The sequence below is a fragment of the Streptomyces sp. BK79 genome (genome assembly GCF_044142145.1).
Taxonomy (GTDB): domain Bacteria; phylum Actinomycetota; class Actinomycetes; order Streptomycetales; family Streptomycetaceae; genus Streptomyces.
The window spans coordinates 92,891-108,161 of the sequence record NZ_JBHVOC010000008.1 but is presented as its reverse complement, the minus strand read 5'-3'; the positions used below and the strand labels follow the sequence as shown (position 1 = coordinate 108,161).

Below are 15,271 nucleotides of genomic sequence, written 5' to 3'. Positions count from 1 at the left end.
CGAACGGCGACGCGCCGGTGCCCACGGGATCGTCCGTGGGCACCGGCGCGTCGGTGTGTCCGGCGCGGGGACCTCAGGCCTTGCTCGTCCGCGTGGTCTTCTTCGCGGTCTTGGTGGCGGTCTTCTGCGCGGTCTTGGTGGCCGTCTTGGTGGCGGTCTTCTTCGCCGCCGTGCCGGAGACCGCCTTGGTGGCGGTCTTCTTGGCGGGGGCCTTGGCCGCCACCGTCTTCGCCGCCCTGCGCGGCGCCTTCACCGGGGCGGCGTCGCTGATCCGGTCGGCGCCGAGGATGTCCCGCAGAAACTTGCCGGTGTGGCTGGCGGGCACGGCTGCGACCTGCTCGGGCGTGCCTTCGGCGACCACGAGGCCACCGCCGGCACCACCCTCGGGGCCCATGTCGACGACCCAGTCGGCGGTCTTGATCACGTCGAGGTTGTGCTCGATGACGATGACCGTGTTGCCCTTGTCGACCAGGCCGGACAGGACCGTCAGCAGCTTGCTGATGTCCTCGAAGTGCAGACCCGTGGTCGGCTCGTCCAGGACGTAGACCGTACGGCCGGTGGAACGGCGCTGCAGCTCGCTGGCCAGCTTCACCCGCTGGGCCTCACCGCCGGACAGGGTGGTCGCGGACTGGCCGAGCCGGACATAGCCGAGCCCGACGTCCTTGAGCGTCTTCATGTGCCGGGAGATCGCGGGGACCGCCTCGAAGAAGTCGGTCGCCTCCTCGATCGGCATGTTCAGGACGTCGGCGATGGACTTGCCCTTGTAGTGGACCTCCAGGGTCTCCCGGTTGTACCGGGCGCCGTGGCAGACCTCGCACGGGACGTAGACGTCCGGGAGGAAGTTCATCTCGATCTTGATCGTGCCGTCGCCCGCGCAGTTCTCGCAGCGGCCGCCCTTGACGTTGAAGGAGAACCGGCCGGGCAGGTAGCCCCGGACCTTCGCCTCGGTCGTCTCGGCGAACAGCTTGCGGATGTGGTCGAAGACTCCGGTGTACGTCGCCGGGTTGGACCGCGGGGTGCGGCCGATGGGCGACTGGTCGACGTGGACGACCTTGTCGACGAGGTCGTCGCCGTCCACGCGCGTGTGCCGGCCGGGAACGCTCCGGGCGCCGTTCAGCTCGCGGGCCAGGTGCGTGTACAGGATGTCGTTGACCAGGGTCGACTTGCCGGAGCCGGAGACGCCGGTGACCGCCGTGAACACGCCCAGCGGGAAGGACACGTCGATGTCCTGGAGGTTGTTCTCCCGGGCGCCGTGCACGGTGAGCCGGCGGGACGGGTCGAGCGGGCGCCGGATGTCGGGCAGCGGGATGGCCTTCTTGCCGGACAGGTACAGGCCGGTCTGCGACTCGGCGTTGTCGAGCAGCTCCTTGACGGAGCCGCTGTGCACGACCTCGCCGCCGTGTTCGCCGGCGCCGGGGCCGATGTCGACGATCCAGTCGGCCACCTTGATGGTGTCCTCGTCGTGCTCGACGACGATCAGCGTGTTGCCCATGTCGCGGAGGCGGACGAGGGTCTCGATCAGCCGGTGGTTGTCCCGCTGGTGCAGCCCGATGGACGGCTCGTCGAGGACGTACAGCACGCCGACGAGTCCGGAGCCGATCTGGGTGGCCAGGCGGATGCGCTGGGCCTCGCCGCCGGAGAGGGTGCCGGCCGCCCGGTTGAGCGAGAGGTAGTCCAGGCCGACGTCGACCAGGAAGCGCAGCCGCTCGTTGACCTCCTTGAGCACGCGCTCGGCGATCTTCTTGTCGCGGGCGCTGAGCTTCAGCTCGCCCAGGAAGTCGGCGCAGTCGCTGATGGACATCGCCGACACCTCGGCGATCGACTTGCCCATGACCGTGACCGCGAGGACGAGCGGCTTGAGACGCGTGCCCTCACAGGTGGGGCAGGGCACTTCGCGCATGTAGCCCTCGAAGCGCTCGCGGCTGGCGTCGCTCTCGGCCTCGCTGTGCCGGCGCTTGACGAAGGGGATGGCGCCTTCGAAGGCCGTGGTGTACCGGCGCTCGCGCCCGTACCGGTTGCGGTAGCGGACCTCGACCTGGGTCTTGTGGCCGTTCAGCAGGGCCTTGCGGGCGCGCAGCGGCAGGCCCGCGAAGGGGATGTCCGTCCGGAAGCCCAGGGCGTCCGCGAGGGCACCGATGAGGCGGCCGAAGTAGTCCTTGGTGTGTCCGTGCGACCAGGGGTGGATGGCGCCCTCGTCGAGGGACTTGTCCTCGTCGGGGACGATCAGCTCCGGGTCGACCTCCATGCGGGTGCCGATGCCGGAGCAGTCGGGGCAGGCGCCGAAGGGCGAGTTGAAGGAGAAGGAGCGGGGCTCCAGCTCCTCGAAGGACAGGTCGTCGTACGGGCAGTAGAGGTGCTCGGAGTACATCCGCTCGCGCTCGGGGTCGTCCTCGGGGAGGTCGACGAAGTCGAGCACGACCATGCCGCCGGAGAGGCCGAGCGCGGTCTCCACGGAGTCGGTGAGGCGCCGCTTGGCGCTGTCCTTCACCGTGAGGCGGTCGACGACCACCTCGATGGTGTGCTTCTCCTGCTTCTTCAGGGTGGGCGGGGTGGACAGCTGGATGGTCTCGCCGTCCACCCGCGCGCGGGAGTAGCCCTTGGTCTGGAGGTCGGAGAAGAGGTCGACGAACTCTCCCTTGCGCTCGCGCACCAGCGGCGACAGCACCTGGAAGCGGCTTCCCTCCGGCAGCTCCAGGACCCGGTCGACGATGGCCTGGGGCGACTGGCGCGTGATCGGCCGGGAGCACTCCGGGCAGTGCGGCTTGCCGATGCGGGCGAAGAGCAGGCGCAGGTAGTCGTAGACCTCGGTGATGGTGCCGACCGTGGAGCGCGGGTTGCGGGAGGTCGACTTCTGGTCGATGGAGACCGCCGGGGAGAGACCCTCGATGAAGTCGACGTCCGGCTTGTCCATCTGGCCGAGGAACTGCCGGGCGTACGACGAGAGCGACTCCACGTAGCGCCGCTGGCCCTCGGCGAAGATGGTGTCGAAGGCCAGGGAGGACTTGCCCGACCCGGACAGGCCCGTGAAGACGATGAGCGAGTCGCGAGGCAGGTCGAGCGAGACGTTCTTCAGATTGTGCTCGCGCGCGCCACGGACGATGAGACGGTCGGCCACGCCGGTCCGCACCTTTCTTGAGAGAAGTGACAGGGGCGGGGCCCCCGTCTTTCTCAGACTAGGGGGAGCCACTGACAACGCCGGTCGGATTCACCGGTTGTCAACAAACCCCGACTCCCCAGCATGCCCGACGCCGCTTCCGACCATATAGCACGTGCATTCGATTTGCGGGGGTCGCCCAATCGCTTCACCCGAAGGTGTGACGCGGACTAGGGTCAGCACCATGATTGATCACGCGCATGACCTGGCGTCTGTACGTGACGCGACCGAGCGGCTGCTCACCGCTGTCGGGAAACTGGACAACGCGTCCGTGACGGAGTCGTCACGGCTTCCCGGCTGGACTCGCGGCCACGTCCTCGCCCACCTGGCCCGCAACGCGGACGCCCTTGTGAACGTCTTCGAGGGACGCCCCATGTACGTCTCCGCCGAGGCCCGGGACGCCGACATCGAGCGGGACGCCCCGCGCCCGCTGGACGTCCAGCTCGCCGACGTGCGCGACAGCGCGGCCCGGCTCCAGGCCGCCTGGGCCGCGCCCGGGGACTGGTCGCGCACGGTGGAGCTGCGCAACGGGATCACGGACTCGGCGTCCCGGGTGCCGTTCCGGCGCTGGATCGAGGTGGAACTGCACCACGTGGACCTCGGCATCGGGTACGAGCTGGAGGATCTCCCGGCGGAGTTCACCGCGCGGGAGACCGAGTTCCTCGCCGCCCGGTTCGCCGGTCACCCGGACGTGCCGCCCACCCGGCTCACGGACGGCACGCGCGCGTGGCGCACGGGCCGGGAGGCGGACCGGCCCGAGGTGACCGTCACCGGCTCCCCGGCCGACCTGCTCGGCTGGCTGGCCGGACGCCGCCCGGGCTCCGCGCTGGCGGTGGAGGGCGGCCCGCTGCCCGGGCTTCCGCCGCTGTAGCCCGCCGGGAGGCGGTCTGCGGGCCCCCTCCCGGCGCTAGGCTGGCCGACATGACGTACAGCGGAGAGGTCAGGGTCGGCGGGCCCGCCGACGTGCACGAGCTCAAGGACCTGATGATCACCAAGGTCGCGGTCGGCCCGATGGACAACAACGCCTATCTGCTGCGCTGCCGGGCCACCGACGAGCAGCTGCTGATCGACGCCGCCAACGACGCGCACACGCTGCTCGGCATGATCGGCGCCGACGGCATCGCGTCCGTCGTCACCACCCACCGGCACGGCGACCACTGGCAGGCGCTCGCCGAGGTCGTCGCGGCCACCGGGGCCCGCACCCACGCCGGGCGGCTCGACGCCGAGGGCATCCCCGTGCCGACCGACGTCCCGGTCGACGACGGCGACACGATCCGGGTCGGCCAGGTGGAACTCACCGCGCGCCACCTGGTCGGGCACACGCCGGGCTCCATCGCCCTGGTGTACGACGACCCGCACGGGCATCCGCACGTGTTCACGGGTGACTGTCTCTTCCCGGGCGGTGTCGGCAACACCCATCAGGATCCCCAGGCGTTCGCGAGCCTGATCCACGACGTGGAGACCAAGATCTTCGGGGCGCTGCCGGACGAGACGTGGGTCTATCCGGGGCACGGCAACGACACCAGCCTCGGCGCGGAGCGGCCGCACCTGCCGGAGTGGCGCGCACGCGGCTGGTGAACGCCGGGCGCCCCGGCGCACGTGCCGGGGCGTGGTCGGGCGCGCCAGGAGCGCCTGGGGCGTGGTCGGGCGCGGACAGCGCCCCCCAAGGGGCCCGAGTTTCCCAGGGCCTGCCCTGTCCGACGCGGGGACGACGGATCCGGCGCGGCACGGGCCGCCCGCTCCGCGGGTCCCGCCGCGGGCCGACGGTCCCGCCCTCGGCCGGCGGCCCCGCTCGCTCAGGCCGTGGCCCGCCCCTCCCCGGTCAGCGACGCGATCCGCTCCACGGCGAACACGTACCCCTGCACACCGCACCCCGCGATCACCCCGTCGGCGCGCTGCGAGACGTAGGAGTGGTGCCGGAACGGCTCGCGCTGGTGGATGTTGGAGATGTGGACCTCCACCACCGGCAGCCCGTCGCAGGTGTTGAGCGCGTCCAGGACGGCGACGGACGTGTGCGAGTAGGCGGCGGGGTTGATCACGATCCCGCAGTGGTTCAGCCGGGCCTCGTGGATCCAGTCGACCAGTTCACCCTCGTGGTTGGACTGCCGGAAGTCCACCGTGCCGCCGTGGGCCTGGGCCGCCTTCACGCACAGGGCCTCCACGTCCGCCAGGGTGTCGGAGCCGTAGATCTCCGGCTGACGCTGGCCCAGCAGGTTCAGGTTGGGGCCGTTGAGGATCATGATGGGGGCGTTGGCCAGGGTGCGGGGCACGGTTCCTCCGGTCCGTTCGGGGTGCGGCGGCTCTTGCGCGACCGCTGCTCGGTCCCCGGTCTATCACGGTGCGCCGACGCCCCGGCCGGCCCTACCCTCCGTCCATGACGACGCTCGCCTACCCTCCCAAGCCCTCGCCCGGCGACCGTGTCGCGGTGCTGTCCCCCTCCGCCGGCCTGCCCGGACTCTTCCCGCGCCCCTACGAGTTGGGCCTGGAGCGGCTGCGCGAGGAGTACGGGCTGGAGCCCGTCGAGTACCCGGCCACCCGGAAGATGGGTTCGAGCCCCGAGGAGCGGGCCGCCGACCTCCACGCGGCGTTCGCCGATCCCACGATCAAGGCAGTCATCGCGTCGATCGGCGGCGACGACCAGATCACGGTGCTGCCCCTGCTGGACCGGGAACTGATACGAGCCGGTCCCAAGCCGTTCTTCGGCATGAGCGACAACACGAACCTGCTCGCCTACCTGTACAACACGGGCATCGTCGGCTACCACGGCGCGAGCGTCATGGTCGAACTGGGGCGTCCCGGCGCCATGAACCCGCGGACCTCCGACTCCCTGCGCGCGGCCCTCTTCACCTCGGGCCCCTACGAACTGCGGCCCGCCGAGCGGTGGAACGACGTCGACCGTGACTGGGCCGACCCCGCGACCTTCGACGAGGAGCCCCGGATGCGGCCCGGGGCGGGCTGGTCCTGGGTGAACGCCGACCGCGTGGTCGAGGGGCGCGCCTGGGGCGGCTGTCTGGAGATCCTCGACCGGCTGGTGACGGCCGGCCGAGAGATCGCGCGGGATCTCTCGGAGTACGACGGCGGCGTGCTGCTCCTGGAGACCTCCGAGGAGATGCCGGGCGCCGTCGAGGTCTTCCGCATGCTGCGCGCCATGGGTGAACGCGGCCTGCTGCACCGCTTCTCCGCGCTGCTGATGGCCCGCCCGAAGACGTGGTCCCTCGAGCGTCCCACCAGCCCGGAGGAGGGTGTCCGGTACGCGACGGAGCAGCGTGAGGCCGTGTTGCGGGCCATGCGGGACTACGCCCCCGACGCGGTGATCGTCTTCGACGTGGACTTCGGCCACACCGATCCGCAGGTGGTCGTCCCGTACGGGGGCACCGTCCGGGTCGACGGACCCGCCCGGCGCATCACTGTCACCTACTGACCGCCTCCGCGCGGTGGGACGCCGGCCCCGTCCGCCCCAGGCCCCACGGATCGGCGGCCCTACGGATTGACGGCGAGTTCCAGGTAGGCCGCGAACAGCACCAGGTGGACGCCGCCCTGCAAGGGCGTGGCACGGCCCGGCACGACCGTCAGCGAGGCCACCACCACGGTCAGGGCGAGCAGCACCATGTGGGTGGCGCCGAGGCCCAGGAGCAGCGGTCCGGAGAGCCACACGGAGGCAAGGGCCACGGCCGGGATGGTCAGGCCGATGCTGGCCATCGCCGAGCCGAGCGCGAGGTTCAGACTGGTCTGCACCCGGTCCCGGCGCGCGGAGCGCAGCGCGGCGATGGTCTCGGGCAGCAGGACCAGCAGGGCGATGACGACGCCGACGACGGCGTGGTGCAGGCCGGCCGCCGCCACGCCGTCCTCGATGGTGGGCGACACCCCTTTCGCCAGGCCGACCACGCCGACCAGGGCCAGGCCGAGCAGGACCAGGCTGAGCAGGGCCGTGCGGGCGGACGGCGCGTGGGCGTGGTCCTCCACGGTGACCACCTCGCCGTGCCGGGTGATCGGCAGGAAGTAGTCGCGGTGCCGCACGGTCAGGGTCGCGATGAACAAGCCGTAGAGGATGAGCGAGGAGAGCGCCGCGAAGGTCAGCTGGACGGTGGAGAACTCCGGTCCGGGCGCGCTGGTGGTGAACGTCGGCAGCACCAGGCTGAGCGTGGCCAGCGTCGCGACCGTCGCGAGGGCGGCGCCGGTGCCCTCCGGGTTGAACACGGCGATGCCGTGCCGCAGGGAGGCGACCAGGAGGCTGAGGCCGACAACGCCGTTGCAGGTGATCATCACGGCGGCGAAGACCGTGTCCCTGGCGAGGGTGGCGCTCTTGTCCCCGCCGTCCGCCATCAGGGTCACGATGAGCGCGACCTCGATCACCGTGACGGCGACGGCCAGGACGAGGGACCCGAACGGTTCCCCGACCCGGTGGGCGACCACCTCGGCGTGGTGCACCGCGGCCAGTACGGACGCCGCCAGGACGACCGTCAGGACGGCGACGAGCGCCCCGGGCAGATCGCGGCCCCAGGTGAGGACCAGCAGCACGATCGCGACCACGGGCGTCACGGTCGTCCACTGTGCGACGAGCTCCCTGGGACGAGTGATCATGCGGCGATCGTCGCAGAGGGGGGCGGGCCCCGCATGCCCTGTCGTGCGGACCGGGGAACGCCCGCCGTCGCCTCCTCGCAGACTCGGGGCGCGGCTGTCCGCCCCGGCCACGACGCGGGGAGCGGCGGGCGGCTACTCGCCGCCCGCCGCTCCCGGTGGTCACCTGCGTCCGACCGGCGGCCGGTGCGCGGGGTCAGGCCTCGACGCTGTCCTTCCGGGCGTCGTCGCTGCCGTCGGCCGCCTCGGCCGCGGCCTGCTTCTTGGAGGCCCGGAGGCTGGTGATCGTGGTGACGATCAGGACCGAGCAGATCACGCCGAGCGAGACCGGAATGCTGATCTCGGGGACGTGGACCCCGGACTCGTGCAGGGCGTGCAGCACCAGCTTGACGCCGATGAAGCCCAGGATGACCGACAGGCCGTAGGAGAGGTGCACCAGCTTCTTCAGCAGACCGCCGAGGAGGAAGTACAGCTGGCGCAGACCCATCAGGGCGAACGCGTTGGCCGTGAACACGATGTACGGGTCCTGGGTCAGGCCGAAGATCGCCGGGATGGAGTCGAGGGCGAAGAGCACGTCGGTGGTGCCGATCGCGAGCATCACGACCAGCATCGGGGTCATGATGCGCTTGCCGTTCTCCTCGATCCACAGCTTGGTGCCGTGGTACCGGTCGGCGACACCGAAGCGGCGCTCGGCGGCCTTGAGGAGCTTGTTCTCCTCGAACTCCTCGTCGCCCTCGTCGGCCCTGGCCTCCTGGATGAGCTTCCAGGCGGTGTAGATGAGGAAGGCGCCGAAGATGTAGAAGACCCAGGCGAAGTTGGCGATGATCGCGGCTCCCGCCGCGATGAAGATGGCCCTGAGCACCAGGGCTATCAGGACACCGATGAGGAGCACGCGCTGCTGGTACTGCGAGGGGACCGCGAACTTCGCCATGATCAGGATGAAGACGAAGAGGTTGTCCACGCTCAGGGACTTCTCGGTGATGAAGCCCGCGAAGAACTCGCCGGCGGGCTGGCCGCCGCCGAAGACGAGCAGGCCGACTCCGAAGAGGCCCGCGAGGGCGATCCAGACCGCCGTCCAGATCCCGGCTTCCTTGATCGATACGTCGTGCGGCTTGCGGCCGATGAAGAAGTCGGCCCCGATCAGCAGGGCAAGGCCCGCCACGGTCAGGACCCACAGGGTCAGGGAAACTTCCACTAGTACGCCTCCGGCAGTACGTCACACGGCAGATGTCAGCGTCGTCGCTGCCGGAGGTCTCTTCCACCCGGGTCCGGGACGCGTGACGCGTTCGGAGCCCACGGGCCGACGCCCCGGGATCTGGCCTGATCCGTATTGACGGGTACGCCGCACAGACAGGGAGTACTCCCCTCCGTACGAACGACTGTAACCCATTCCCCAAGGGATGGTAAAGAGATTCGCAAATTAAGCTCAAAAGGCCAGCTCGGAGACGCTCACCGTCGCCACGAACGGCGGGCCTCGGCGACCTGGGTCAGCACCTGCTGGAGCACCTGGCTGCCGGCCGGCACCAGCGACGGCTCGTACGTCCAGGCATGCCCCACCCACGGGTCGGCGAGGTGGTCGTCGGCCTCCGGAGTCAGCCGCAGCAGGGAGCGCCACAGCGGGTCGAGCAGCGGCCCGTACCCGGCGGAGTCCTCGCGGTCGGCGACCATCATCAGGTGGACACCGACGGCCGGCCCCTCGTCCGCGAGGTAGCGCAGCTGGGTCACCGCCCGGTCGTCGAAACCGTGCGGGAAGTCGTTGACGATCAGGAGCTGCTGGGAGGTGTCGACACCGGGCGGCAGCGCGTCGGGAGCGCCCGCGCGCAACGCCATCTGCACCAGGTCGACGCGCTGGGTGAGGCGGGCCAGCACGTCCGCCGCTCCGCCGGCTCCCAGAGCGGGCGGCGCGGCGAGCACTCCCGTCTGCACCAGGGGCGCCAGCGCCCGCGTCCCCGATCCGGCCGGATCGATGACGTGCACGGTGAACTCGCCCGCCGGGTAGACGGCGAGCAGCCGGGCGGCGTGCGCGACCGCGGTCTCCAGGCCCAGCCTCCGCATGTCATGGGCGTCGGCGAACGAACCGTCGAGCGAGGGGGAACGCCCGCTGTCGATCCACAGGCCGCGCTCCAGCGGCAGCCTGACCAGCATCGGGATGCGTATGCCGTCCGCCTCGGGCAGATGGAGGTCGCCCAGCCGCAGCGCCATGGGGATCTCCATGGGTACGCGGTAGGCGTGCCAGACGGGGCTGTCCCAGCGGGCGTAGGCCGCGGGCAGGGCGGGCTCGACGACCTCGGCCTCTTCGGCGAGCTGCGCGAGGTCACGGTCGAGGGCTTCCCTGGCACGGGACACCAGCTCGCCGTGCCGGGCGCGGGCCGCTTCCCGGGCCGCGTCTCCCTGACCGCCGATCCGGCTGCGTGGGTCGGACAGGACCTGGTCGAGCTCCTTGTCCATGCGCGAGTCGGCGAAGTCGACGGCGCTGCGGTACGCGGCCGTGGTGCGGGCCAGGTCCTCGAACATGCCCCACACCTGGTTGTAGAGCCGCTCGTCCATGGACCAGCCGGTGGCGTCGCCCGCGACGGGGCGGGCGGGCTGCCCGGGCGCGGCCGGGGGCGCGGCCGGCGGGGGCGGAGGCGGAGCCGCGGTCTGCCGGCGGGGGTGGCTGTAGTCGACCGGGCCGCCGCCGGTGTGCGCGGAAGGCTGCCCGGCGGTGGCCGAGTCCCCCGGCGCGCCGGCATACGGCGGCTGCCCCCCGTGCTCTCCCGGTATCCCGGACGTCTGGGCACCGGTCGCGCCCTGGGTGTCGTACGGGGACACCGGCGGTACGGGCCCGGTGGCACCGTGGGACGCGGCGGGGCCGAGGTCCGGGCCGTGCGCGGAGGTGGCCGCCTGCCGGGAACGGTCGCCCTCGGCCGTGCGTGCCGGGGGCGCCGGCACCGAACGGGCCAGCCCGGCGGCCACCGCCTCCTGGATGCGGCCGGCGAGCTGGTGGGCCCCGGGCAGCTTCTGGTCGGCGAGGAGCTCGGGCAGACCCCCGGCGTAGCCCTGGCCGACGGCGCGCACCTTCCAGGCGCCCTGCCGCCGGTACAGCTCCAGCGCGACGACGGCGGACTCGGCCTCCAGACCGGTGATCGTGTAGCTGGCGACCTCGTCGCCGTCGAGATCCGTGACGGCGACGAACGGAGCGGCGACGGCCCCGAAGCGCGCCGGGCCGGTCCCGCCGACGGGCAGGGCCAGCAGCACACTGACGCGGTGCACGGCGTCCGGCACGGCGTCCAGGTCGACCGCGAGGCGGTGGTCGGCGGCCGCCTGCCGGGAGACCTCGACACCGGGCAGGGTGGGGGTGCCCGGGTGGGCCACCCACTCGTCGCCGTGAATCGTCCCGTCCTCGTCGCCGAGTGTGGCTCCGGCCACGACCGGCGTACCGGCCGAGACCCGGACCTCCAGACGGGCCCGGGGAAGCGGGTGGTTCTGTCCCCGCGTCAGCTCGGCCGTCATCGCCTTCCCCCTGTGTCAGTCGTGCGTCACTGTGCCGTGTCGTGCGTGCGGCGCTCGCCCGCCCTGCTCCCCCAGGGGGACGGTCTGCGCCGGCCTGCTACAGGACCGGCAGGATCGCCGGCATCAGGTCCTGGAAGGTGCGGCCGTTGGCCGGGGACCCCAGGGCCGTCATCGACCAGCCCTGGCCCACCCGGTGCACCTTCGCCATGATCTGGGCCGTGTAGGCACCGCCGCCGGCCAGCGTGTAGCGGGCGAGCTCCTGGCCGTTGGTCTCGTCGACCAGGCGGCAGAACGCGTTCTGCACTTCCTGGAAGGTCTGGCCCGTGAAGGAGTTCACCGTGAAGACGATCTGGTCGATGTGGACCGGGACGCGCTGCAGGTCCACGAGGATCGCCTCGTCGTCGCCGCCCTGGCCGACACCGCCGACGAGGTTGTCCCCGGTGTGCCGCACCGAGCCGTCGTCGCTCACCAGGTGACGGAAGAAGACCACGTCGACGGGCTGCTTGTCCGCGAACAGGACGGCGGAGGCGTCGAGGTCGATCTCGCGCGTACGCGACCCGAACAGGCCCCGCCGGGGAGCTGCCTGCCAGCCGAGACCCATGCGCACCGACGTCAGGCTGCCGCCGTCGTCCTTCTGCAGACTGATGGCCTGACCCTTGGTCATGTTGACGGTCACGCGCAGTTCCCCTCTCGAGCTGTCCCCTGTTGCCGCGGCGCCCGCGGTTGTCCCGAACCCTACGCAGGGGCACTGACAGTGCCGTACCCCGGTCCGCACTTTGTGTCGGTCTTGCAACACAGCGCGTGCCCGGGTGGGCCGTCAGGCCAGGCCGGCCTCCTTCATCTGGCGCAGCTCCTTCTTCATCTCGGAGACCTCGTCGCGCAGCCGGGCGGCGATCTCGAACTGGAGGTCCGCGGCGGCCGCCCGCATGCGGGTGGTGAGGTCCTCGATCTGCCCGGCCAGCTCCGCCGCGGGCCGGTCGGTCGGCACCGACTCCTTGCCCTTGCGCCTGGGGGCCTTGGCGCCTGCCGCGGACTGACCGCCGAGGGCGGGCACGGGAGCCTTCGCGCCCTTGCCGTCCTTCGACTGGCGGTAGCCCGAGCCGAGCAACTGCTCCGTGTCGATGTCCTCGCGGGCGATCTGCGCCACGATGTCGTTGATCTTCTTGCGGAGCGGCTGGGGGTCGATGCCGTTCGCCTTGTTGAAGGCGACCTGCTTCTCACGGCGGCGGTTGGTCTCGTCGATGGCCTTCTCCATCGCCGGCGTGATCCGGTCGGCGTACATGTGGACCTGGCCGGAGACGTTGCGCGCCGCGCGGCCGATGGTCTGGATCAGGGAGGTGCCGGAGCGCAGGAAGCCCTCCTTGTCGGCGTCGAGGATCGCCACGAGGGAGACCTCGGGGAGGTCGAGGCCCTCCCGGAGCAGGTTGATGCCGACCAGGACGTCGTACTCACCGGCGCGCAGCTCGCGCAGCAGCTCGACGCGGCGCAGGGTGTCGACGTCGCTGTGCAGGTAGCGGACCTGGATGCCGAGCTCCACGAAGTAGTCCGTGAGGTCCTCGGCCATCTTCTTGGTGAGCGTGGTGACCAGGACGCGCTCGTCCTTCTCGGTCCGCTTGCGGATCTCGTGCACCAGGTCGTCGATCTGGCCCTCGGTGGGCTTTACCACGACCTCGGGGTCGACGAGTCCGGTGGGGCGGATGATCTGCTCGACGGCACCGTCCGACCGGGAGAGCTCGTAGGTGCCCGGGGTCGCCGACAGGTACACGGTCTGCCCGATGCGCTCCTGGAACTCCTCCCACTTCAGCGGGCGGTTGTCGAGGGCGGACGGCAGCCGGAAGCCGTGGTCGACCAGGGTGCGCTTGCGGGAGGCGTCGCCCTCGTACATGGCGCCGATCTGGGGGACGGTGACGTGCGACTCGTCGATGACGAGCAGGAAGTCGTCCGGGAAGTAGTCCAGCAGCGTGTTCGGCGGCGAGCCGGGCGAGCGGCCGTCGAAGTGCATCGAGTAGTTCTCCACGCCGGAGCAGGAGCCGATCTGGCGGAGCATCTCGATGTCGTACGTGGTGCGCATGCGCAGCCGCTGCGCCTCCAGGAGCTTGCCCTGCTTCTCCAGCTCGGCCAGCCGCTCGGTCAGCTCCTTCTCGATGTCGTTGACCGCCCGCTCCAGGCGCTCGGGGCCCGCGACGTAGTGGGAGGCCGGGAAGACGTACAGCTGCTGGTCGTCGCTGATGATCTCGCCGGTGACCGGGTGGAGGGTGGACAGGGCCTCGATCTCGTCGCCGAACATCTCGATGCGGACGGCGAGCTCCTCGTAGACCGGGAAGATCTCGATGGTGTCGCCGCGCACGCGGAAGGTGCCCCGGGTGAAGGCCATGTCGTTGCGCGTGTACTGGATGTCCACGAAGCGGCGCAGCAGCTCGTCCCGGTCGTGCTCCTCGCCGACCCTCAGGGGGACCATGCGGTCCACGTACTCCTGCGGGGTGCCGAGGCCGTAGATGCAGGAGACGGAGGCGACCACGACGACGTCGCGGCGGGTGAGCAGCGAGTTGGTCGCGGAGTGGCGCAGCCGCTCCACCTCCTCGTTGATCGAGGAGTCCTTCTCGATGTAGGTGTCCGACTGCGGGACGTACGCCTCGGGCTGGTAGTAGTCGTAGTACGAGACGAAGTACTCGACGGCGTTGTTCGGCAGGAGTTCGCGGAACTCGTTCGCCAGCTGGGCGGCCAGGGTCTTGTTCGGCGCCATCACGAGGGTGGGGCGCTGGAGCTTCTCGATCATCCACGCGGTGGTGGCGGACTTGCCGGTGCCGGTCGCGCCGAGCAGGACGACGTCCTTCTCGCCGGCTTCGACACGCCGGGCGAGCTCGGCGATGGCCGCCGGCTGGTCGCCGTTCGGCTGGTAGGGACTGACGACCTCGAAGGGCGCCACCGTGCGTTCGATCTGGGAAACGGGCCGCATGGGTTCCACCGTACGACCCCGCACTGACAACGGGTCCGGATCAGCGGTTCTGCGGGGTGCGGGAGCGCCTGCGCACGAGCGGGCGGCGCGTGTGGTGCGCGGGGGGATGTGCCGGGTGGCGGACCGAGCGCGGGGCCGCGGTGTGGGCGGGGACGCCCGGCTTCCGCTCGGCGAGGGCGTCGGCGGGCTTCCCCGCGATCATCAGCGGGTCGAACATGACCACGACTCCGGCGAGGAGCAGGAAGGCGAGGGGGCCGATGAGCATGGGGGCGAGCAGTTCGGCGGGCGAGCCCCCCGAGGCGGGTTCGGACGTGCCGTGGACGTGGACGTCGAGGGCGGCCATGCCCGTGTAGTGCATGCCGGTGACGGCGAGTCCCATGACCAGGCTGGCGCCCACGCTCCACAGGAAGCCCCGGTCCTGTCCGGCCGCCCACAGGGCGGCGGTGGCGGCGGCCATGGCGATGACGACGGACACGGACACCGTGAACGTGTTGTACGTCAGCTGCCCGTCCAGGCGCATGCCGGCCATGCCCAGGTAGTGCATGGAGGCGATGCCCAGGCCGGTGATGGTGCCGCCGGTGAACAGCGCCGTTCCCCGGGCGCCCCGGTAGCCGACGATGAAGATCCCGATGCCCACCATGAGGATGGCGACGGCCAGGCTGGCGAAGGTCATCAGCCAGTCGTAGCGGATGGGGGTGTGCTCGACCGTGAACCCCATCATCGCGATGAAGTGCATCGTCCAGATGCCGGAGCCGATCGCCGCGGAGCCGAGGGCCAGCCACCCCGGGCGCCAGGAGCGGGCGACCCGCAGGGTCCTGGTGGCGCAGCGCAGCCCGAGCGCGCCACCGAGGCTGGCCATGAGGTAGGCCACCACTGGTGTGACGAGTCCGTAGCTGAATCCGTCGACCGTGCCTTGCATCTGCGGCTGCCCTTCCGCCTTCTTGCGCCCCGGTTACGTCCCGGAATTTCCTGATGTGCACCCCCTCCCAGCACCGCGCGAACGGTCAGGGTCGAGGCAGAGAGTATGACGCCCACCGGAATGGTCGAACGATTCTCCGGCAAAGAATCACGGACCTGCCCCACTTGTGCGG

11 protein-coding genes are annotated in these 15,271 nt (G+C 71.0%); 3 read left to right on the top strand and 8 right to left on the bottom strand.

The window, feature by feature from the left end:
- Window positions 1–73: 73 nt before the first annotated feature.
- Complete coding sequence (gene uvrA / locus ACFIF2_RS12120) at window positions 74–3,115, bottom strand: excinuclease ABC subunit UvrA (RefSeq protein ID WP_395572594.1); 3,042 nt, start codon at window positions 3,113–3,115, stop codon at window positions 74–76.
- Between the two features lie 223 nt (window positions 3,116–3,338).
- Between uvrA and ACFIF2_RS12115 the strand changes: the two genes are divergently transcribed.
- Together ACFIF2_RS12115 and ACFIF2_RS12110 are read left to right on the top strand one after the other, a co-directional pair.
- Window positions 3,339–4,025: a maleylpyruvate isomerase family mycothiol-dependent enzyme gene (locus ACFIF2_RS12115; RefSeq protein ID WP_395572593.1), complete on the top strand. Its 687-nt coding sequence runs from the start codon at window positions 3,339–3,341 to the stop codon at window positions 4,023–4,025.
- A gap of 50 nt (window positions 4,026–4,075) precedes the next feature.
- Window positions 4,076–4,732, top strand: coding sequence for an MBL fold metallo-hydrolase (locus ACFIF2_RS12110; RefSeq protein WP_395572592.1), 657 nt, complete (start codon window positions 4,076–4,078; stop codon window positions 4,730–4,732).
- A 218-nt stretch (window positions 4,733–4,950) separates the two neighbouring features.
- On the opposite strand, the gene aroQ is transcribed toward ACFIF2_RS12110, so the two are convergent.
- A complete protein-coding gene (gene aroQ / locus ACFIF2_RS12105) occupies window positions 4,951–5,424 on the bottom strand; it encodes a type II 3-dehydroquinate dehydratase (protein ID WP_395572591.1) in 474 nt (157 codons plus the stop codon).
- Between the two features lie 104 nt (window positions 5,425–5,528).
- On the opposite strand from aroQ, the gene ACFIF2_RS12100 reads away from it, so the two are divergent.
- Window positions 5,529–6,575 carry a S66 peptidase family protein gene (locus ACFIF2_RS12100; protein WP_395572590.1) on the top strand — a complete coding sequence of 349 codons (1,047 nt, stop codon included), beginning with the start codon at window positions 5,529–5,531 and terminating at the stop codon, window positions 6,573–6,575.
- Window positions 6,576–6,634: 59 nt separating this feature from the next.
- On the opposite strand, the gene ACFIF2_RS12095 is transcribed toward ACFIF2_RS12100, so the two are convergent.
- The 6 genes from ACFIF2_RS12095 to ACFIF2_RS12070 all read right to left on the bottom strand — a co-directional run bounded on the left by ACFIF2_RS12095 (window position 6,635) and on the right by ACFIF2_RS12070 (window position 15,099).
- Window positions 6,635–7,735, bottom strand: coding sequence for a calcium:proton antiporter (locus ACFIF2_RS12095; protein ID WP_395572589.1), 1,101 nt, complete (start codon window positions 7,733–7,735; stop codon window positions 6,635–6,637).
- 193 nt (window positions 7,736–7,928) lie between these two features.
- Window positions 7,929–8,927, bottom strand: a complete 999-nt coding sequence (locus ACFIF2_RS12090; protein ID WP_395572588.1) for a TerC/Alx family metal homeostasis membrane protein — start codon at window positions 8,925–8,927, stop codon at window positions 7,929–7,931.
- A gap of 254 nt (window positions 8,928–9,181) precedes the next feature.
- Entirely contained in the window at window positions 9,182–11,224 is a 2,043-nt protein-coding gene (locus tag ACFIF2_RS12085; RefSeq protein ID WP_395572587.1) for a TerD family protein, read from the bottom strand.
- A 97-nt stretch (window positions 11,225–11,321) separates the two neighbouring features.
- Window positions 11,322–11,900, bottom strand: a complete 579-nt coding sequence (locus ACFIF2_RS12080) for a TerD family protein (RefSeq protein WP_395572586.1) — start codon at window positions 11,898–11,900, stop codon at window positions 11,322–11,324.
- A 141-nt stretch (window positions 11,901–12,041) separates the two neighbouring features.
- On the bottom strand, window positions 12,042–14,180 hold the full coding sequence (gene uvrB / locus ACFIF2_RS12075) for an excinuclease ABC subunit UvrB (RefSeq protein WP_395572585.1): 2,139 nt from the start codon (window positions 14,178–14,180) through the stop codon (window positions 12,042–12,044).
- Window positions 14,181–14,220: 40 nt separating this feature from the next.
- A complete protein-coding gene (locus ACFIF2_RS12070) occupies window positions 14,221–15,099 on the bottom strand; it encodes an MHYT domain-containing protein (protein ID WP_395572584.1) in 879 nt (292 codons plus the stop codon).
- Window positions 15,100–15,271 lie beyond the last annotated feature (172 nt).